The following is a 20,006-nucleotide window of genomic DNA, read 5'->3' on the forward strand; positions in this document are numbered from 1 at the left end:
GTCGATCAGGTGTCACGCCGCCGGGAGCGCTGCAACTGCTCGAGCTCGCGAGCGACATCCGCCTGGGACAAGGTCGCGCCGGTCTGCGCCGACAGGATCAGCGGCATGTCGGCGTCCACGTGGTGCGCGGTGACGTGCAGGACACCGTCGAAACCCATCTCGAAGGTCACCCGCACCTCGCTGCCCGCCGGGTAGCCGGGCGGGATGCCTCGAATACGACCCTCTATCAACACTTTCGTGTCCTCCGGCCGGATCGATTCGGCTTGGCCTTGCTGCTCGACGATGGTGAGCTCGATCTGGTCCTGGTCCGCGCGCACCGTGCCGAACGAGCGGCGCACCCGCACCGGCAACGTCTGATTGCGATGCACCAGCCACGCCGCCGCCAGGCCGTAGTGCGAATCCAGCGCCAGCACACCGAAACCGCGCGAGACCACGGTGTCGACCTGGATCTCGAGCATGCGCCGGACCACGCTCACCGGCTGACCGAACGAGGCGGCCACCCGGGCCACGGCCTGTTCGAGATCGGCGGGTGCGGCCTCGGTGACAGCACCACCATCGCGCAGTCGGCCCCTGGTCACCAGATCGGCCAGAACGAGTCGCTCCATCTCGAGTTTCTCGCCGTAGAGCGCCGCACCTCGGGCCACCGACAGATCCGGATCACGCAGCTCGCCGTCGAGCCCGAATTCTTCGCGCAGCTGACGTGCCACCATCGGCATCCGCGAGGAACCGCCCACCAGCAGCAGCCGGTCGACCCGGGCGACACCGCGTTCGGCGGCCTCGGCCAGGCAGTCGCGGGTGAGGTCGATGGTGCGACGCATGAGCGAGGCGGTCATGGCCTCGACTTCGGCGCGCGTCAACGTGATCACCGAGCGGGCTCCGTCGTGCGCGACGACGACCTCGGTGTTCTCGGCGTCGGTGAGCTCGTGCTTGGCCCGTTCGGCGGCCAGTACCAGCATCTGCGAACCGGCCGAATCGTCGAGCGGGTCCTCCGCGTCGGGATGCTCCGCGCAGAAACGCTGCGACAGGTGCAGTGCGATGCGTTCGTCCCAGTCGGCGCCGCCGAGCTGGTGATCACCTTCCACAGCGAGCACCGAGATGCGCCGGTCGGCGAGTTCGATGACGGTGGCGTCGAAGGTGCCGCCGCCGAGGTCGTAGACGAGCACCGTCTCTCTGGCGCCGGACTTGCCGATGTCGATGCTGCCGTCGAGCTTGCCGAAGCCGTAGGCGAAGGCCGCGGCGATCGGCTCGGAGAGCACGCCCGCGACATCGAAGCCGGCATAGGTGCCCGCCTGGATGGTCGCCTTGCGTTCCTCGTCGCCGAAGTAGGCGGGCACGGTGATCACCACGCGCCGCACCGGCTCACCACCGGAGAACTCCGCGTCGGCGGCCAGACTCTTGAGGATCAGAGCCGAGACCGCGGGCGCGGACCACATCTGGCCGTGCGCGGTGAACCGCCAGTCCGCGTCGCCCATGCGACGTTTGACCAACGCGCACACGTGTTCGGGGTCCAGCCGGGCCTGGCGCCGGGCGCCCTCACCGACGAGGTGATCGAATGCGGATGCGAACAGTACGACGGAAGGAACCGTCGGTTCCCCATTCATGCCGATCAGTACGTCGGGCCGACCGTCGGCGTCGATCCGCGCGATAGCCGAGTTCGTTGTGCCCAGGTCGATGCCGTAGACCCCCATGCACGGGGATGCTAGCAGGCGGGGGCGACAATCCCGCCTTTCCCGTCTCCCCCTCCTCCGCAGCGGTTCTCGTGTCGGCGCGAGGGGTTGCCCGGCACGATCTCCAACGATCTCCGGCGAGCACCGCTGCCGCTCCCGACCGCGCCGAACCGGGCTGCCGAACCGGGCTGCCGAACCGGGCTATCGTGCCTGTGACCGACAATGCGCGGCGCGCCGCGCGACAGCACTCGATGTCAGGGGGAGATCGTCATCACCGAACAGCGTGACGCGCAGACCACATCCGCTGCGGCCACCGAATCCGCGTCGGCACTCCGCGCACCGGCGCTCGCCGACTCCGCGACCTCCTCCGACCCGGCCGCCACCGCGGGCGATCCCCCCGCCACGCCGGTGTCATCGTCCGGTGACACACCGACAGCACCGTCCGCTGTGGCTCCGGCATCCCGGGCCGGGGCCGAGAGCGCTGACGCCGCAAAGGGGTCGGCGGCACTCATCGAGCGCATCGATGATCTCACCCGGATCGTGGCCAGGCAGGCCGCCATGATCGAGCGGCTGGCCGACGAGGCCAAGGCCAGGGATCGCCGGGATCGCGCGGGCGCGGACCTGCCGTTGGTTGTCGACCTGTTCGCCCTGTACGGCGACACGGTCGCCTGCGCGGAGACCGCGGCCTCCGACGACGACCGTGCCGCGTTCACCGCGCTGGCCGTCCGGCTGGAGCGGCTGCTGACCGGCCGCGGGGCGACATTGGTGACGCCCGTGCCGGATTCGGTCTTCGATTCCCGGACGATGGAGGCAACCGACGTCGTCGACACCGATGACCCGGACGCCGACCGAACGGTGGCGGCGCTGCTCGCCCCCGGCCTGCAGGCCGGGGATCGCTCCGTGCGTCCGGCGAGTGTGGTCGTGCGTCGGCATCGGCCCGTGCCAGGGCGCTAGTCACCCGCTGCACACCCCGCCGACGCACGCGGATGCGTCGGCGGGGTGCGGCGACGACTCAGCCGCACCGGTTGTCGCGCAGGCAGTTCAGCAGCAGTCGCGTGACATCGGCACGAGGGGGCGCGGTGGCGCGTGGCCTGTCAGCCAGCCGGTCGGCGCAACGATCACGCGGACCGTTTCCCGCGCCCGGTCAGTCCCGCCACGATGCGCAACAGTCCGCGCGCCGCCATCGGGAAGAACGCCGCGCGCATGAACTCGAAGTAGTTCGGGTTGTACCGCGCCACATACGAGATCGAGGCGTCCAGCGATTCGACCTGATGCCACCAGAACATCGGGATGTAGAGCACGTCGCCGGAGTCGAGGACGACATCGTAGGACTCGGCCTCGCGCAGGCGCGGCAGCGCAGCGGTATCCGGGTCGAACTCGTCGGGCAGACCGGTGTAGGGGTCGTCGACCTTGCGCGGCACCCGGCCGTAGACATTGCGGTACTCGTCCGGCGGGAAGAGCCGGACGCGCTTGCGGCCGTGCAACTGGATGAGCAGACCGTGCCAGGGATCGTTGTGCAGCGGAGTGAGATTGCCCGCCTGCCCCATCCAGACGCTGCTGGCAGCGGTGCTCTGGGTACGGCGGCCGACGGTGGCGGGCAACTGCTCGGCCAGCGGACGCGGGTTGGCGGCGGCGCGCGAGTAATACTTCTTGTCCTGTCGCGGGGTGTCGAAGACCGCATCGATCACGGCGCCGTACTCGAGCAGTTCCACCGGGGAGGTCTCCTGGGTGAACACGTTGGTGGTGCTGGTCAGCGCGTACACCTTCTCGGCGCGGTACTTTTCGCGCAACCGCTGCGGCTGGTAATCCTCGAAGACCGGCCACGCGGAAGCCACGTCGCGGATGACGACCGGGATCTTGCGGTCGAAAACCTCGGTCAGTTCCAGATCCGGATGCGCGGGTACCGGCTTGCCCACCACTCCACCGGTGCGCGGTCGCACCCTGTCCCGCACCGAACGCGCCACCCACAGCGCGAAACTGGCGCCCAGAATCGGCGCCAATGTCAGCGGCCGTTCGTCGTACCCCTTGTCCGTCATCCTCACCACTCCCCGTAGACGCGTAGCACCGCACCCGAGCGGACGCGGCTCTCACCGACGCTATCGCTGCCGATGCCCTCGATCGATACAACAGAAATGGTGTCTGTACAGCGAGAATCGCCGATCTTCCGCTATCGCCGCGCGAGAGGCGTACGCGGTGCGCGGGTTTCAGGAACGACTGCCCGTGGCCGCGGGCACGTCTGCGCCGACCCGCGCCCACCGTCCGGACAGCGTGCGCAGGCCGACCGCGAGCAGTCGCAGCGACATGAAAACACCCAGACCCGACCAGATTCCGGCGATGCCCCAGTCGAATGCCAGCGAGAGCCAGATGATCGGCAGGAAACCGATCACCGCCGCCGCGAGGGTGGCGGTTCGAAGGAACGCGGCATCACCCGCACCCAGCAGCACGCCGTCGAGCGCGAACACGACACCGGCGATCGGTATGAGGGCGACGAAGAACCACCAGGCCACCCCCGTGCGGTCGAGGACATCGGCGTCGGTGGTGAACAGCGTGGGGATCACCGCGTAGCCTGCCGCGAACACCGCGGCCAGCACCAGCGCGAATACCTCCGACCAGCGGGTGACCCGACCCGCCAACCGTTTCGCCCCGGCCGCGTCGCCGCCGCCGAGCGCGGCGCCGACGAGTGTCTGCGCGGCGATGGCCAGCGCGTCCAGCGCGAGTGCGAGGAAGGTCCACAGTTGCAGCACCAGTTGATGCGCCGCCACCGAGGCCGCGCCGAACCGTGCCGCCACCGCGGCCGCCGAGACGAAACAGGCCTGAAAAGACAAGCTGCGCAGAATCAGGTCACGCCCGAGCACCAGTTGCGCACGCATCACCGCCCAGTGCGGCGTCAGCGGCATCCGTTCGCGCATCAGCGCGGCCACGAACAGCCCTGCGGTCACCACCTGCCCCGCGACATTGGCCACCGCCGAACCCACCAACTCCATGCGCGGCGCGCCGAGCAGTCCGTGCACCAGTACCGGGCACAGCATCGCCGAGAGCGCCAGGCCGGTCACCACGAAGACCAGCGGACGGCGCGTCTGCTGCACACCGCGCATCCATCCGTTTCCCGCCATCGCGATCAAGATCAGCGGCACTCCGCACAGCGCGATCCGCAACCAGGGCAAGGCCGCGGCCGCAACCTCCCCGCCGCCGGCGATCACATCGGTCACCGGCCGAGCCGCCGCCTGCATCACCGCCAGGATCGCCAGGCCCGCTCCGATCGCCAGCCAGGTCGCCTGAACGCCCTCGCCCACCGCACCGTTCCGGTCGCCCGCCCCGTGCCTACGCGCCGACCGGGCGGTGGTGCCGTAGGACAGGAACGTCAGCTGGGTACTCACCTGCGCGAGAACCAGTCCGCCGACCGCGAGCCCCGCCAGTGCGAGTGCACCGAGCCTGCCGACCACGGCCAGATCGAACAGCAGGTAGAGCGGCTCGGCCACGAGTACACCGAGGGTCGGCACCGCCAAGCCGAGAATCCGGCGTGGACCCGCCTGCGCGGCGTCGTCGACGCCGGACGGCTCCGGTGAAGCGGCGGTCTGCTCAGCGGTCATGGTCGAACGCGGTCCAGCTCAGCCGATCGCCCGCAGCAACGCCGCGACGACGTCCTGCGGAGGCCCTTCGGTGGTGTACCCGGCCGCGAAGCGGTGCCCGCCACCACCGAGCGCGGTCGCCACCTCGGCGACATCCACGCCGTCGTCGGCGCCGGGCCCGGAATTGCGGGAACGCAACGAGACCGTCCAGCGGTTCTCGTCAGTGCGCGATTCCTTGAACACCGCCGCGATCCCGGCCTCGGCAGCCGTGCGCACGATGTCGACGACGCTCTCGACCTCCTCCGAACGAACCCCCAGCACGTCGTCTCGGCCGATCACCACGTACGCCAGCCCGGCGCCGCCACGTACCTCGGGTTCGAGCCGTGCGGTCGCCAGCACCCGCGAGAGCATGGGCAGCCAGGCGAAAGGGTGGGTGTCGAGCAATCCGCGAGTGATCTCCGCGCCGTCGATCCCGGTGGCCAGCAGTCGCTCGGCCAGCGCGTGCGTGCCCGGCCGCACCCAGCGGAACGATCCGGTGTCGGTGACCAACCCCGCGTACAGGCAGTGCGCCACCTCCGCGTCGATGGGCTCGTTCCAGGCGTCGAGCACCCGGGCGACCAACCCAGCGGTGGACTCGGCTCCCGGATCGACCACATTGATCGCGCCGAAGCAGGTATTGGACCGGTGGTGGTCGATCACGATCGAGGTCGGCGCCCGCGTCAACAGATCGGCCAGCATCCCCATCCGGCTCGCGCTCGCGCAGTCGACGGCGACCACGAGGTCCACCTCGCCGGGTACCTCGGTCGGCGGCACCAGCAGATCCACGCCGGGCAGTGTGCGCATGGACGCAGGAACATCCACGGGGTCGGCGAACGAGACCCATACGTTCACTCCGCGCCTGCGCAACACCAGTCCCAGTGCGAGCCCGCTGCCGATGGTGTCGGCATCTGGCTGCACGTGGCTGACCACGGCGACCCTCTGCGCGGCATCCAGTGCCGCGACCGCGGCGTGAAGTTCGGCGTCGGGGGAACCGTCGGCGCTTGTCGTCATGCGGGCAACGTCACTCGTCCTCGTCGCGGTCGACCTTGTAGGGGTCGGGGTCGCCCGCGGGTTTCGCGTTGGCGGCGGCCCGGGCCGCGGCCTCGTCGGAAGCGCGCGCCCTCGCGAGCAACTCTTCCATTTCTCGCGCGACATCGGGCACCCGGTCGAGCACGAAAGCCAAGGTGGGAGTGAACTTCACGCCGGTACCCGCGCCCACCTTCGAGCGCAGCACCCCCTTGGCCTTCTCCAGACCGGCGGCCGCGGCCGAGTAGTCCGGTTCGGCATCGATGGTCTCGCCCATCACCGTGTAGTACACCGTGGCTTCGCGCAGATCACCGGTGACCTTCGCGTCGGTGATCGTCACGAAACGCAGCCGCGGGTCCTTGACTTCGTACTCGATCGCGGTCGCCACGATCGAGGAGATCCGCTTCGCGAGTCGGCGTGCCCTGGCTTGATCCACCATGGCTTTTCCTCCTCACTGTCGATGAACTCACAGTGCCGGCTAGTCCTCCGGGCCGAAGACCCGGCGGCGTACTGCCAGCAACTCTAACTCCGGGCGGGCGGCGACATGCCGCTCGCACTTGTCGAGTACCGCGCTCAGGTGACTCATGTCAGGACTGACCATCGCCACAGCGAGCAGCGTGCGCCGGTACCTGTCGTGGTCCCCGGCCTCGGCCGTACTCACGCCGAATCGTTGCAGCTCGGCAAGCACCGGCCGGATGACCGAACGCTTCTCCTTCAAGGAGTGCACGTCGCCGAGCAGAATGTCGAACTCGAGTGCACCCAGGTACACCTGTACACCTTCCAGTGCCGGCGACCGCACCGCGCGGTGCGCACCCTGTCTCCGGGCGCGCACCGCGCGGCGTGGTCGGTCGAGGCGTCAGTCGCGCGGCTTCTCGCGCAGCTCGTAGGCCTCGACGATGTCGCCTTCCTTGATGTCGTTGTAGGTCAACGTCATACCGCACTCGTAGCCTTCGCGGACCTCGGTGGCGTCGTCCTTCTCGCGCTTGAGCGAGGAGATCGTCGTCGTCTCGGCCACCACCACGTTGTCGCGCAGCAGGCGGGCCTTGGCGTTGCGCTTGACCGAACCCGACAGCACCATGCAGCCGGCGATGTTGCCGACCTTCGAGGAGCGGAAGATGGCACGGATCTCGGCGCGGCCCAGCTCGACCTCTTCGTAGATCGGCTTGAGCATGCCCTTGAGGGCCTTCTCGATCTCGTCGATGGCCTGGTAGATCACCGAGTAGTACCGGATGTCCACGCCTTCGCGGTTGGCCAGCTCGGTCGCCTTGCCCTCGGCGCGCACGTTGAACCCGATGATGATCGCGTTCGACGCCGACGCCAGGTTGACGTTGGTCTCGGTGACGCCACCGACACCACGGTCGATGACCCGCAGACGCACCTCGTCACCCACCTCGATACCCATGAGGGCCTCTTCGAGGGCCTCGACGGTACCGGAGTTGTCGCCCTTGAGGATCAGGTTGAGTTCCGAAGTCTCCTTCAGGGCGGCATCCAGATCTTCCAGGCTGATCCGCTTGCGGCTGCGCGCGGCCAGGGCGTTGCGCTTGCGCGCGTTGCGCCGGTCGGCGATCTGGCGGGCGATGCGGTCCTCGTCGACGACCAGCAGGTTGTCACCCGCGCCGGGCACCGAGGTGAAGCCGACCACCTGGACGGGCCGCGACGGCAGCGCCGCCTCGACGTCGTCGCCGTGCTCGTCGACCATGCGGCGCACGCGACCGTAGGCGTCGCCCGCCACGATCGAGTCGCCGACCCGCAGGGTGCCGCGCTGGATGAGCACCGTCGCCACCGGACCTCGACCGCGGTCGAGGTGGGCTTCGATGGCCACGCCCTGCGCGTCCATGTTCGGGTTGGCGCGCAGGTCCAGCGCCGCGTCGGCGGTCAGCAGGACCGCTTCCAGCAGCGCGTCGATATTGGTGCCCTGCTTGGCGGAGATGTCGACGAACATGGTGTCGCCGCCGTATTCCTCGGCCACCAGCCCGTACTCGGTGAGCTGCTGGCGGATCTTCTCCGGGTTCGCGCCTTCCTTGTCGATCTTGTTGACCGCCACCACGATCGGCACGTCGGCCGCCTGCGCGTGGTTGATGGCCTCCACCGTCTGCGGCATGACGCCGTCGTCGGCGGCGACCACCAGGATCGCGATGTCGGTGGCCTTCGCGCCACGGGCACGCATGGCGGTGAACGCCTCGTGACCCGGGGTGTCGATGAAGGTGATCAGGCGATCGTCGTCACCGAGGTGGGTGAGTACCTGGTAGGCGCCGATGTGCTGGGTGATGCCACCGGCCTCGCCCTCGCGGACGTTGGCCTTGCGGATCGTGTCGAGCAGTCGGGTCTTGCCGTGGTCGACGTGACCCATGACGGTGACCACCGGCGGGCGGATCTGCAGATCCTCCTCGTCGCCCGCGTCCTCGCCGTAGGTGAGGTCGAAGCTCTCCAGCAGCTCGCGGTCCTCGTCCTCCGGGCTGACGACCTGGACGACGTAGTTCATCTCGCCGCCGAGCAGCTCGAGGGTCTCGTCGTTGACCGACTGGGTCGCGGTGACCATCTCGCCGAGGTTGAACAGCGCCTGCACGAGAGCGGCCGGGTTCGCGTCGATCTTCTCCGCGAAGTCCGACAGCGACGCGCCGCGGGCGAGGCGGATGACCTCGCCGTTGCCGCGCGGCAGCCGAACGCCGCCGACCGACGGAGCCTGCATCGAGTCGTATTCCTGGCGCTTCTGGCGCTTGGACTTGCGGCCACGGCGCGGAGCGCCACCGGGACGGCCGAACGCGCCCGCGGCACCGCCGCGACCACCCGGACCACCCGGGCGACCGCCGCCGCCACCACCGGGACGACCACGGAAACCACCGGCCGCGGGGGCGCCTGCACCGGCGCCGGGAGCGCCGCCGCCGCCACCACCGCGGTAACCACCACCGCCGCCACCACCGGGACGACCCGCACCGGGTGCGCCGCCGGGACGACCGGGACGACCACCCGCACTGGGGCCGGGACGCGCCGAACGAGCGGGCATCGCACCGGGATTCGGGCGCGGAGGCATCGAGCCGGGGCTGGGACGGGGACCACCGGGACGCGGCGCGCCACCCTGGGCTGCGGCCGGACGCGGACCCGGGCTCGCACCACCGGGACGCGGAGCACCCTGACCGGGGCCGGGACGCGGGCCACCCTGCGCGGGACCCGGACGAGGGCCACCGGCGCCGGGACGCGCGGCGGGACGCTCACGCTCACGGTCGGGAGCCGACGAGAAGGGGTTGTTGCCGACGCGCGGCGGCTTCGGGCCCGGCTTCGGGCCGGGACGCGGGCCGCCCTGCGCCGGGGCGCCCGGACGCTGCTGTTGCTGCTGCGGCTGACCGGGGCGCTGCTGTTGCTGCTGCGGCTGTTGGCCGGGGCGCTGCTGTTGCTGCGGCTGACCGGGACGCGGGCCACCAGGGGTGGGACGCGGGCCGACCGGGGCCGACGGAGCCGCGGGCGCGGCCTGGGCCGCGGGGGTCTCCGGCATCGCGGGCCGCGGGGCCGGAGCCGGACCTGGCTTGACGGCCGGGCCCGGACGGACCTCGGAAGGCCGCGCGACCTGTTCGGCGGGTGCCTGCTGCGCCGCGGCAGGAGCGCTCGCGGGGCCGGGGGTGCGCGGACCCGGGCGGGGGCCGCCGGGGACGGGCTTGGGGCCCGGACGGGCCGACGACGAAGGACCGGGCCTCGCACCGGTCTTGGCGCCGTTCGCGGGGGCCGATTTCGGCGCGAACGACTCACGCAGCCGACGCGCGACGGGTGCTTCCACCGTCGAGGACGCCGACTTCACAAACTCGCCTTGCTCCTTGAGCGTTGCGAGTAGTTCCTTGCTCGTGACACCGAGTTCTTTGGCCAACTCGTGCACGCGGGCCTTGCCTGCCACTGCTCTCCTCACTGAGAGGTCGAGCAGCGCCACCGATTCAGGGACGGCGGCCCGCACGACCTCGGGTTATCTCCGATGGACGTTCATCGTTGGTACTTCACGGTGTGCTCATGAGTGCTCGTGCCTGTTCTCGAGGTACTGCTCCAGGGCTGAGATATCCAGATGTCCGGACACTCGTAGTGCTCTGCCGAATGCTCGGCGTCGAACCGCTGCGATCGAACAAGCGGAAAGGGGGTGCACCCAGGCACCCCTTCCGGGAAGTCTACGCCGAGGATCGGGAACGACCACGACGATACGGGATCCGTCGCCGGCGTCCCGATCTCGAGCCACGATCCTCAGCAGTTCGACGGCCGACTCTCGCTTCCGGCATCCGATACACGTACGCACCGGAGCCGACCGGCGCGGAGACGTCCGGTGCTGCTCGGTGGTGCGCTCGGGCAAAGTAGCCGGGAACTCGAGTCGAACCTTCGACCACTCTACAGCCGAGACGCCTCGTTCACCGAACCCGTCCCGTTTCTCGGTGACGAATCGATCCCGTGCACCCGCCGATTCCCGGCTCGCACCATGTCCTCCGCTCAACTGCGATGCGCCTCCGTGCGGGCGCTGTCGTCCACGTCCCCGGCGGCGTCACTGCGGATATCGATGCGCCACCCGGTCAACCGGGCGGCCAGGCGGGCGTTCTGCCCCTCCTTGCCGATGGCCAGCGACAGCTGGAAGTCGGGCACGATGACCCGCGCGGCGCGGGCGTCAGGATCGACGACAGTGACGGAAACCACTTTCGACGGCGAGAGCGCATTACCGACGAACGTCGCCGGATCCTCGGCGTAGTCGATGATGTCGATCTTCTCCCCCGCCAGCTCGCTCATCACATTGCGCACCCGCTGGCCCATCGGACCGATGCAAGCTCCCTTGGCATTGACCCCGGGCACGGTGGCGCGGACGGCGATCTTGGACCGGTGCCCGGCCTCCCGCGCCACCGCGACGATCTCCACCGAGCCGTCGGCGATCTCGGGCACCTCGAGGGCGAACAGCCGGCGAACCAGATTCGGATGGGTCCGCGAGAGAGTGATCTGCGGGCCACGCGGGCCGCGGGAGACGCCCACGACGTAGCACTTGACGCGGTCGCCGTGCTCGTAGGTCTCGCCGGGCACCTGCTCGGCGGCCGGGATCAAACCCTCCGTGCCGTGCAGTTCGCTGCCGATGCGCACCACGACGGTGCCGCGAGCGTTGGCCCGGGCGTCGCGCTGCACGACACCGCCGACGATGTCGCCCTCGTGGGTGGAGAATTCACCGAAGGACTTCTCGTTCTCCGCGTCGCGCAAGCGCTGCAGCACCACCTGGCGCGCGGTGGTGGCGGCGATGCGGCCGAATCCCTCCGGGGTGTCGTCCCATTCGGAGACGACATTGCCCTCGGCGTCGAGTTCGACCGCCATCACGCGCACGGCGCCGGTCTTCTGGTTGATGTCGACGCGCGCGTTGGGCTGGTGCCCCTCGGTGTGTCGGTATGCGGTCAACAGTGCCGACTCGATCGCGGAGATCACTGTCTCGATCGAGATCCCCTTGTCGGCGACAATCGCCCGCAGGGCTTCGATTTCGATGTTCATTCCACGATCCCTTCGCTCGGCTCGGACGCTGGTGTTGCAGGTGAAGCGGGTGGTGCGGATGCTGCGAGATCATCGTCCTCAGCCGGTTGCGGCCGGCCGGGTGCCACCCCGCCCGCGAGTTCCAGTTCCCTGGCCCCCGGCGGGGAGAACTCCACCTGCACGACCGCGCGCTCGATGTCGGCGAGCGGAACGTGCACCCGGTGCGGCTTGTGTCTACTACCGAGCACCAGCGCGACCGTCTGCTCGCCCAGCGCGCCGACCCGGGCCTCGAAGCGCGCCGATCCGCCGGGGTCGGGCGGTTCGGCGCCCGGCCGTAGCGTGATCCGCACTTTGCGACCCTGCGCACGACGCCAGTGCCGCGGCTCGGTCAACGGGCGGTCGACCCCCGGGGTGGTCACTTCGAGCAGATACGGCGACTCGCCGAAAACGGCCGCGTCGTCCAAGACTACCGAGATCTCCGAGCTGAGTTCGGCGACCGCGTCCAGGTCGGCCGCTCCGTCGCTGTCCACGGTCACCGTGAGCCTGGTCTGCGCGTTCGCGCCACCGCCCGCCCCGACGATCTCCACACCCTCGAGATCGAAACCCCGACGTTCGACGAGCCCAGCAACCAGCTGGCTCACCCTTTCCTCGGTCGGCATGGGCATGTGCGGCGGCTCCTGGTTCAGTTGTGACGCGGTCCAGTTGTGGCACGGTCCTGGTGTGACACGGCGAGAAATCCGGTACCGAATCTCTAGCGTAACGCGCTCGGGGAGTGTATAGGACCACCGGTCCACAGCTATAAGGCCGCTGGCGTGGCGGCTGTTCCTGGCGTGGCGGCCGTGACCGATGGGGCTCGGCGGAGAGTCCGGAGCGGCGAATCTGGCACGATGGTCGCGTGCCATTCCGCCTCTCCACGCCGCCGCAGGCCGGACTTCCCACCGGAGCCCTCGCGCACCGGCACGCCACCTCGCCGAACGCGATACAACGTCGCGAGCCGGTCGACGCGGAAACCGGCTCCGTCACCCAACTGCGGGGCGCGACAACGGAATCGGTCGCCGTCGGTATCGGCGCCGCGGGATACGCCCCGCGTTCGGACGCGGCAGGCGAGCGCCACCGGACATCGTCGTTCGATCGGCGCACGGCGCTGCGGGCGGCGGGCGCGGGCGCGCTCGGCGCCCTGACAGTCGCCGCGGTCGCCGCGTGCGCGGAGGAACCCGTGCACGACCCCGACCCGCTGGCCGCCCATGAGCTCCAGGCCCGCGCCGACGCCGCGGCCGCGAACGCGGCGATCGCCCTGGCCCCGCACCTGCAATCCACACTGAGCACCATCGCGGCGCAGCGCACCGAGCACGCCGAAGCCCTCGCCACGGAGATCGCCCGGCTCGTCGGCGTCTACGGCGACGGCACCATCCCCGTCCACAAGACCAGGGCGCCGAGTGCGACCCCCGCGCCGATCACCGCGCCCACCGTCGATCAGTTGCGCGATCAGCTGTCCCGCTCGCGCCGCGCCACCGCCGAGCTCGCCGTCGCCCTGTCCGGTTACCGCGCCGGCCTGCTGGCCTCCATCAGCGCCGCCTGCGCCGTGCACGCCGAAGGACTCATCACCGCATGACCGACGAACGCCAGACCGTCCTGGACGCCCTGCGCGCCGAGTACATCGCCGTCTACGCCTACGGCGTCATCGCCGCTCACGCTTCTCCCGAACGGCGGGAACTGACAGCCGAGCACACCGCGGCTCACCGCGCCCGCCGCGACGCCACCCTGGAGACGCTGCGGGCCGCCGGAGTGCAAGCCCCCACCCCCGAACCGGCCTACACCGTGCCGTTCCCGGTGGACAATCCGGTCGACGCGGCCCGGCTGGCCGAGATCGTCGAGGCCGACGCCGCCGTCGCCTGGCGGGCGGTGGTCGAGCAGAGCAGCACCGAGCAGAACCGGCGCATGGGCGTGGACGCGCTGGCCGAGAGCGCGGTTCGCCTCGCGGCCTGGCAGAACATTCTCGGCACGCCGAGTGCCGCACTGCCGGGCGGTGTCTGAGCCGGGCGCCCATCCGACGCGACAACCGCGGCGAATAGCCCTTCGGTAGCGTTCCCCCCGACGGGATTGCCGGAGGACAGGATTCGATGAATCGCGCCATACGCCGCGCCTGCGTGCTGCTGGTCATCCTCGCCGCGGCCGTCACGGCGTTCCACACCGTGGCGCCCGTCCGCAGCACCGGCAGACCGAACGACCTCGTTCTCGACTACACCGGCATCTGAGACGGTCGCCCTGCGCGACCGGTCCCGACCCGACGACGCCCCCGGTTCCCTGTCGGGACCGGGGGCGCGGCACGACGTCTCAGCCGCGGACGCGCGCGACCACCGTGGACACAGCGTCCGCGGCGGGCACCTCCTCGGCCTCGCCCGTGAACCGGTTGCGCAATTCCACGGTGCCCTCGGCCCAGCCCCGGCCGACCACCAGCACCCACGGCATACCGAGCAGTTCGGCGTCCTTGAACTTGACGCCGGGCGATGCGGTGCGGTCGTCGAACAGGACGTCCAGACCCTGTGCGTCCAGACCGGCGACGACCTCTTCCGCGCCGGAACGGGCGGCGGCGTCCTTGTTGGCGATGACCACGTGCACGTCGAACGGCGCGACCTCGGCGGGCCAGCGCAGGCCCTTCTCGTCGTGCTGCTGCTCGGCGATGACCGCGACCATCCGGGAAACGCCGATGCCGTAGGAGCCCATGGTCAGGCGCACCGGCTTGCCGTTCTCACCGAGCACGTCGACCTCGAAGGCGTCGGTGTACTTGTTGCCGAGCTGGAAGATGTGACCGATCTCGATGCCGCGCGCCGCGACCAGCGTGCCGCGTCCGTCCGGCGAGGGATCGCCGTCGCGGACCTCGGCGGCCTCCACGGTGCCGTCCGGGGTGAAGTCCCGACCGGCGATCAGCCCGACGACGTGCTTGCCCTGGATGTCGGCGCCGGTGATCCAGGACGTGCCGGTGCCCACCCGCGGGTCCACCAGATAGCGGATGCCGTTGGCCTGCAGGGCCTTCGGGCCGATGTAACCCTTGACCAGGAAGGGGTTCTCGGCGAAGTCGGCGTCGGTGAGCAGCTCCACCTCGGCGGGCTCGACGGAGGCGCCCAGGCGCTTGTCGTCCACTTCGCGGTCGCCGGGCACGCCGATACCGACGATCTCGGTCTTGCCGTCGGGGTGGCGCAGCTTGACCATCACGTTCTTGAGGGTGTCCGCCGCGGTCACCGGACGGCCGAACTGCTCGGCGATCCCGGCGGTGTTCGCCCAGTCGACGAGCGCGGCGATGGTCGGGGTGTCGGGGGTGTCGTGGACGACGGCCTCGGGCCTGCCGTCGATCGGCTGCGGCTCGGGAGCGGGAGTGATCACCGCTTCGACGTTGGCCGCGTAGCCGGATTCGCGGCACAGCACGTAGGTGTCCTCCCCCACCGGGCTGTCGGCCAAGAACTCCTCGGAAGCGCTGCCGCCCATCGCGCCGGAGGTGGCCGCGACGATGACGTACTGCACTTTCAAGCGCTCGAAGATGCGCTGGTAGGCCTCGCGGTGCGCGTTGTAGCTGGCCTTCAGACCGTCCTCGTCGAGGTCGAAGGAGTAGGAGTCCTTCATGATGAACTCACGACCACGCAGGATGCCCGCGCGAGGGCGTTCCTCGTCGCGGTACTTGGTCTGGATCTGGTAGAGCGTGACCGGCAGATCCTTGTAGGAGTTGTACTCGCCCTTCACGGTGAGCGCGAACAGCTCCTCGTGGGTGGGGCCGAGCAGATAGTCCGCGCCCTTGCGGTCCTGCAGGCGGAACAGGCTGTCGCCGTACTCGGTCCAGCGGTTGGTGGTCTCGTACGGTTCGCGCGGCAGCAGCGCGGGCAGCGAGATCTCCTGGGCGCCGATCGCGTTCATCTCCGCGCGCACGACGTCTTCGACCTTGCGCAGCACCTTCAAGCCCATCGGTAGCCAGGAGTACACACCCGGGGCGATGCGGCGCACGTATCCGGCGCGAACCAGCAGTCTGTGGCTGGGCACCTCGGCGTCGGCGGGATCGTCGCGCAGGGTGCGCAGGAAGAGGTGGGACAGGCGGGTGATCACGGCGAACAGCGTAGTCCCCGTCCGATCACGCACTCAAAGGCATTACCGTATCGGCTCGTGCTGGTGCTGCTGCCTCCTTCCGAAACCAAGTCCGACGGCGGAACAGGTCCTGCCCTGGACCTGGATGCGCTGTCGATGCCACAGCTCACGCCGGTACGCGACAAGCTCGTCGACCAGCTGATCGGGCTCGCCGCCGATCCGGACGCCAGCCGCGCGGCGCTGGGGCTCGGCAAGGGCGCCGAGAGCGAGATCGCCCGCAACGCCGCACTGCGCACCTCCCCCACCCGGCCCGCGCTGCAGCGCTACACCGGCGTGCTCTACGACGCGCTCGACGCGAAGGCGTTCACCAAGGTCCAGCGGGAGAAGGCACGCACCCGCCTGGCGATCGGGTCGGCGCTGTTCGGCGTGGTCCGCGCGGGCGATCCGATCCCCGCCTACCGCCTCTCCGGCGGCTCGAAACTGCCCGGCCTGCCGACCCTGTCGGCACTGTGGCGCGACGACCTGCCCGCCGCGCTGGCCGAGGAGGTCGCCGGCGAGCTCGTCGTCGATCTGCGCTCGGGCGTCTACCAGCAGCTCGGTCGCGTACCGGGCGCGATCACCGCGAATGTGCTCACCGAGCATCCGGACGGCTCGCGCACCGTGGTCAGCCACTTCAACAAGCACCACAAGGGTCTGCTGGCTCGCGCGCTGGTGCTGACCCGGGCCGAGCCTGCCGACATCCGGGGCGTCGCCCGGGTGGCGACCAAGGCGGGGCTGCGCATCGAGATCGCCTCCCCGACCGAACTTCTGGTCCTCACCTGAGGCGCAATCATCACGGGATCACCGCGGGCAAGAATCTCGCCGCCGATCCACGGGTCACCGTGCTGATCAACCCGCCGGACCGGCCCTACCTCTACGCCGAGATCCGCGGCAGCGCCACTCTCCTCCCCGCCCCGGAGCGGGCGCTGCCGGACCAGCTGTCGCCGAAGTACACCGGCAAGCTCTACGCCGAGTTCGATCCTGCCTCGGTCGAGGACAGCGACCGGGTGATCGTGCGGGTCACCCCGCGCCGGATCGTCAGCCGGATCTGACCGCCCGCGCCGGGCCGGGTCGCCGACGGCCCGCGCGACCCGGCCGTACCGGCGAGGGGCCGCGACCGGTTCGCGGGACCTCAGCTGCGCTGGGCTTCGTCCTGCGCGTGCTGGGCCCGGGCGATGTCGCGCGGGGTGAAGCGCAGGGTGAGCGCGATCAGGCCGATCAGCATCGCGACGCCCGCGCAGACCGCCAGGACCAGGGTGTAGCCCTCGCCGAGCGCGACGATCTCGGCCTCGGTCATGCCGGAGACCGGCCCGGTCGACCCGCCCATGGACAGGGTGCGCGAGACCGCGACCGGGGTGAGGATGCCGATCGCCATCGGCGTGCCCAGGTTCATGAACATCTGGCCTACGGCCGAGAGCGGACCGATGTCCGACGGCGGTACGCCGACCAGCACACACAGCGGCGTGACGACCATCGCCACCCCCACGCCGAGCCCGATCACGATCAACAACGGCAGCAGCACGGACACGTAGGAGACCTCGTCGTGCAGCGTCGAACCGACCATCAGGCCCCCCGCCAGTACCAGCGCCGCACCCAGCAGCAGCCAGCGCGGGGCGATCGTCATGGCCAGTTTGGAGGCCAGCGCGCCGCCGATGCCGATGCCGACGGTGAACGGGATCGAGGCGGTGCCCGCCTGCAACGGCCCGTAGCCGAGCACGTTCTGCAGGAACTGGGCGACGAAGTAGGTCATCGCGCCGAGCACGCTGCCGGACAGCAGGATGAGCATGAAGGTGGTGACCCGGTCGCGGCTGTCGAACAGCGACCACGGCAGCAGCGGGTTGTCGACGTTGCGTTCGGCGACGACGAATACCACCAGCAGGATCGCACCGCCGATCAGCGAACCGACGACCGCCGGGTTGGTCCAGCCCAGCCCCGGGCCCTCGGTCGCGCCGAACACGACGGCGGCGCAGGCCAGGGTGCCGAGCACCGCGCCGCGGATGTCCAGGGTCATCCGCTGATGGTCGGTGTCGGCCAGGCAGTAGATCGCGCCGACGATGATCAACACGCCGATCGGCACATTGATCAGGAAGATCCAGCGCCACGAGAGCTGGGTAAGCGCACCGCCGACGACCAGGCCGCCGACCGAGCCGATGCCGACCATCGAGCCGACTACCGCGATCGCCTGATTACGCGCCTTCCCCGGGGCGAAGGTCGTCGCCACCAGAGCGAACGCCGCCGGAGCCGCGACCGCAGCGCCGGCGCCCTGCAGGGCGCGCGCGGCGACGAGCATCCATTGCCATTGGGCCAGGCCGCAGAACAGAGAGGCCAGCGTGAACAGGGCGACACCGATGATGAGCATGCGTTTACGGCCGAAGGCGTCGCCGAGTCGTCCGCCGAGCAGCATGAGCCCGGCGAAGGTCAGACCGTAGGCGGTGACGATCCAGGCGCTGCCGGAACTGGTCAGGCCCATCTGGTCCTGCAGGCGGGGCAGGGCGAAGATCACCACCGTGCCGTCGAGCACGACCATGAGCTGCAACCCGCTCAGGACGAGGATCGCCAGGCCGAGGGCCCGCTGCTTCACCGGAGACTGCGTCGTCGCAGCGGGGTTTTCGAGCACAGTGAGCCACCTTAGTGGACGGTCGAACAGTTTCCGGTACGCACGGGTACGGCTACCCGTTCTCCGATCCGGTCAATACTTCGGCGTCGTCGACAGCGAACGCGGCGGTCGGCCCGATGACGATGATCGCGGGCGGCCGGATGCCGTCGGCTCTGACCCGGGCGGCCACGGTACCGAGATCGGCGCGCAGCACCCGCTGGGTCCGCAGGGTGCCTTCCTGGATCACCGCGGCCGGGGTGTCGGCCGGACGACCACCCGCCAGCAGTGCCTCGGCGAACTGTTCTATGCGCTCGACGGCCATCATGAGCACCAGGGTGCCGCGCAGCCGTGCCAGGGCGGGCCAGTCGACCAGCGAATCCGGGTGGTCCGGGGCGACATGTCCGCTGACCACGACGAACTCGTGGGTCACGCCACGATGGGTGACCGGGATACCCGCCGCACCCGGCACCGAGATGGGACTGGTGACGCCGGGCACCACGGTGACCGGCACCCCGGCCGCCACGCATGCCTCGACCTCTTCGTAACCGCGTCCGAACACGTACGGGTCGCCGCCCTTGAGCCGCACCACGAACTTGCCTGCTCTGGCGCCTTCGACGAGCGCGGCGTTGATCGCCTCCTGCGCCATGGCCCGCCCGTAGGGGATCTTCGCCGCGTCGACGACCTGCACGTGCGGCCCGAGTTCGGCCAGCAGCTCCGGCGGCGCGAGCCGGTCGGCCACCACGATGTCGGCGCGGGCCAGCAGGCGTCTGCCGCGCACGGTGATGAGGTCCGGATCGCCGGGGCCACCGCCGACGAGCGCGACGCCGGGTGCGACCGGGGTGGAGTCGTCGGCGACCGTGCCCGACTGCAGGGCCTCGAGCAGCCCGTTGCGCACCGCGGCCGAACGCCGGTGCGCGCCGCGGGCCAGCACGCCGATCGTCAGGCCCTCGTAGCGGGCGGTCGCGGGAGTGACGGCGGTGCCGAGCCGGGCGTTGTCGGCGCGCACGCAGAAGACCCGGCGCCGTTCGGCTTCGGCGACGATCGCGGCGTTGGTCTCCGGTTCGTCGGTGCAGGCGATCGCGTACCAGGCCTCGGCGAGGTCGCCGTCGGTGTAGTCGCGCAGCGTGACGGTGATCTGCCCGGCGCTCGCCATGCCCTCGACGGTCGGCGTCACCTCCCGGCTGACGACGTGCACGTCGGCTCCCGAGGCGATCAGCAGGCCCAACCGGCGGGCGGCGACCGTCCCGCCGCCGACCACGACCACGCGACGGCCGCGCAGATCGAGTCCGACGAGGTAGTTCGGCTCCGTGCTGGGCTCGGTGACCTGATCTTCGCTGGTGTCTGACGTGTTCGGCACAGTCGTCCAGCCTACGGCCAGCCCGCAGCGGGCCCGCATGCAGACCGGCGACCCGCGCGGCCACGGATCACACGGCGTGTCACCCGGCCTTTTCGACGATTCCACCACCGCGGCGGAACTGAAACGCGTTACATTCGCAATCGTTCTCCGCGACCCGCGCGGATGGCCCGGCAGTG

Annotated in this window: 19 protein-coding genes; 6 read left to right on the forward strand and 13 right to left on the reverse strand. The window is 70.2% G+C overall.

From position 1 onward, the window contains the following. Window positions 1-5: 5 nt before the first annotated feature. Entirely contained in the window at window positions 6-1,688 is a 1,683-nt protein-coding gene (locus tag IU449_RS08765; RefSeq protein WP_195001364.1) for an Hsp70 family protein, read from the reverse strand. A gap of 201 nt (window positions 1,689-1,889) precedes the next feature. On the opposite strand from IU449_RS08765, the gene grpE reads away from it, so the two are divergent. Continuing rightward, a complete protein-coding gene (gene grpE / locus IU449_RS08770) occupies window positions 1,890-2,621 on the forward strand; it encodes a nucleotide exchange factor GrpE (protein ID WP_195001365.1) in 732 nt (243 codons plus the stop codon). Window positions 2,622-2,785: 164 nt separating this feature from the next. Here grpE and IU449_RS08775 read toward each other — a convergent pair whose 3' ends face one another. The 9 genes from IU449_RS08775 to rimP all read right to left on the reverse strand — a co-directional run bounded on the left by IU449_RS08775 (window position 2,786) and on the right by rimP (window position 12,432). After that, complete coding sequence (locus tag IU449_RS08775; RefSeq protein WP_195001366.1) at window positions 2,786-3,703, reverse strand: cupin-like domain-containing protein; 918 nt, start codon at window positions 3,701-3,703, stop codon at window positions 2,786-2,788. A 168-nt stretch (window positions 3,704-3,871) separates the two neighbouring features. Further along, window positions 3,872-5,257 (reverse strand): MATE family efflux transporter, encoded by a 1,386-nt coding sequence (locus tag IU449_RS08780; RefSeq protein WP_195001367.1) that lies wholly within the window; start codon window positions 5,255-5,257, stop codon window positions 3,872-3,874. Window positions 5,258-5,275: 18 nt separating this feature from the next. Then, on the reverse strand, window positions 5,276-6,286 hold the full coding sequence (locus tag IU449_RS08785) for a DHH family phosphoesterase (protein WP_195001368.1): 1,011 nt from the start codon (window positions 6,284-6,286) through the stop codon (window positions 5,276-5,278). A 10-nt stretch (window positions 6,287-6,296) separates the two neighbouring features. Beyond that, window positions 6,297-6,740: a 30S ribosome-binding factor RbfA gene (gene rbfA / locus IU449_RS08790; protein WP_195001369.1), complete on the reverse strand. Its 444-nt coding sequence runs from the start codon at window positions 6,738-6,740 to the stop codon at window positions 6,297-6,299. A gap of 39 nt (window positions 6,741-6,779) precedes the next feature. After that, window positions 6,780-7,070, reverse strand: coding sequence for a DUF503 domain-containing protein (locus IU449_RS08795; RefSeq protein ID WP_195001370.1), 291 nt, complete (start codon window positions 7,068-7,070; stop codon window positions 6,780-6,782). An 87-nt stretch (window positions 7,071-7,157) separates the two neighbouring features. Further along, window positions 7,158-10,184 carry a translation initiation factor IF-2 gene (infB, locus tag IU449_RS08800; protein WP_195001371.1) on the reverse strand — a complete coding sequence of 1,009 codons (3,027 nt, stop codon included), beginning with the start codon at window positions 10,182-10,184 and terminating at the stop codon, window positions 7,158-7,160. A gap of 108 nt (window positions 10,185-10,292) precedes the next feature. Next, window positions 10,293-10,625, reverse strand: coding sequence for a YlxR family protein (locus tag IU449_RS08805; protein WP_228803829.1), 333 nt, complete (start codon window positions 10,623-10,625; stop codon window positions 10,293-10,295). Between the two features lie 134 nt (window positions 10,626-10,759). Next, window positions 10,760-11,788 carry a transcription termination factor NusA gene (gene nusA / locus IU449_RS08810; RefSeq protein ID WP_195001372.1) on the reverse strand — a complete coding sequence of 343 codons (1,029 nt, stop codon included), beginning with the start codon at window positions 11,786-11,788 and terminating at the stop codon, window positions 10,760-10,762. Continuing rightward, entirely contained in the window at window positions 11,785-12,432 is a 648-nt protein-coding gene (gene rimP, locus IU449_RS08815; protein ID WP_195001373.1) for a ribosome maturation factor RimP, read from the reverse strand. Before rimP ends, nusA begins: the two co-directional genes overlap by 4 nt. Before the next feature lie 230 nt (window positions 12,433-12,662). Here rimP and IU449_RS08820 point away from each other — a divergent pair, with 230 nt between their 5' ends. The 3 genes from IU449_RS08820 (at window position 12,663) to IU449_RS29450 (ending at window position 14,022) form a co-directional block, all read left to right on the forward strand. Next, window positions 12,663-13,379: a hypothetical protein gene (locus tag IU449_RS08820; RefSeq protein ID WP_324188138.1), complete on the forward strand. Its 717-nt coding sequence runs from the start codon at window positions 12,663-12,665 to the stop codon at window positions 13,377-13,379. Beyond that, window positions 13,376-13,801, forward strand: coding sequence for a ferritin-like domain-containing protein (locus IU449_RS08825; RefSeq protein ID WP_195001374.1), 426 nt, complete (start codon window positions 13,376-13,378; stop codon window positions 13,799-13,801). Before IU449_RS08820 ends, IU449_RS08825 begins: the two co-directional genes overlap by 4 nt. A gap of 86 nt (window positions 13,802-13,887) precedes the next feature. Further along, complete coding sequence (locus IU449_RS29450) at window positions 13,888-14,022, forward strand: hypothetical protein (protein WP_267468262.1); 135 nt, start codon at window positions 13,888-13,890, stop codon at window positions 14,020-14,022. A gap of 79 nt (window positions 14,023-14,101) precedes the next feature. Here IU449_RS29450 and IU449_RS08830 read toward each other — a convergent pair whose 3' ends face one another. Beyond that, window positions 14,102-15,859: a proline--tRNA ligase gene (locus IU449_RS08830; protein WP_195001375.1), complete on the reverse strand. Its 1,758-nt coding sequence runs from the start codon at window positions 15,857-15,859 to the stop codon at window positions 14,102-14,104. A 57-nt stretch (window positions 15,860-15,916) separates the two neighbouring features. On the opposite strand from IU449_RS08830, the gene yaaA reads away from it, so the two are divergent. Both yaaA and IU449_RS08840 read left to right on the forward strand, forming a co-directional pair. Then, a complete protein-coding gene (gene yaaA, locus IU449_RS08835) occupies window positions 15,917-16,660 on the forward strand; it encodes a peroxide stress protein YaaA (protein WP_195001376.1) in 744 nt (247 codons plus the stop codon). A 59-nt stretch (window positions 16,661-16,719) separates the two neighbouring features. Then, window positions 16,720-16,929 carry a hypothetical protein gene (locus IU449_RS08840; protein WP_195001377.1) on the forward strand — a complete coding sequence of 70 codons (210 nt, stop codon included), beginning with the start codon at window positions 16,720-16,722 and terminating at the stop codon, window positions 16,927-16,929. 80 nt (window positions 16,930-17,009) lie between these two features. On the opposite strand, the gene IU449_RS08845 is transcribed toward IU449_RS08840, so the two are convergent. Both IU449_RS08845 and cobA read right to left on the reverse strand, forming a co-directional pair. Beyond that, entirely contained in the window at window positions 17,010-18,494 is a 1,485-nt protein-coding gene (locus IU449_RS08845; protein ID WP_195001378.1) for an MFS transporter, read from the reverse strand. A gap of 52 nt (window positions 18,495-18,546) precedes the next feature. Beyond that, a complete protein-coding gene (gene cobA, locus IU449_RS08850) occupies window positions 18,547-19,830 on the reverse strand; it encodes a uroporphyrinogen-III C-methyltransferase (protein WP_195001379.1) in 1,284 nt (427 codons plus the stop codon). Window positions 19,831-20,006 lie beyond the last annotated feature (176 nt).

The sequence above is a fragment of the Nocardia higoensis genome (genome assembly GCF_015477835.1).
GTDB classification, from domain to species: Bacteria; Actinomycetota; Actinomycetes; order Mycobacteriales; family Mycobacteriaceae; genus Nocardia; species Nocardia higoensis_A.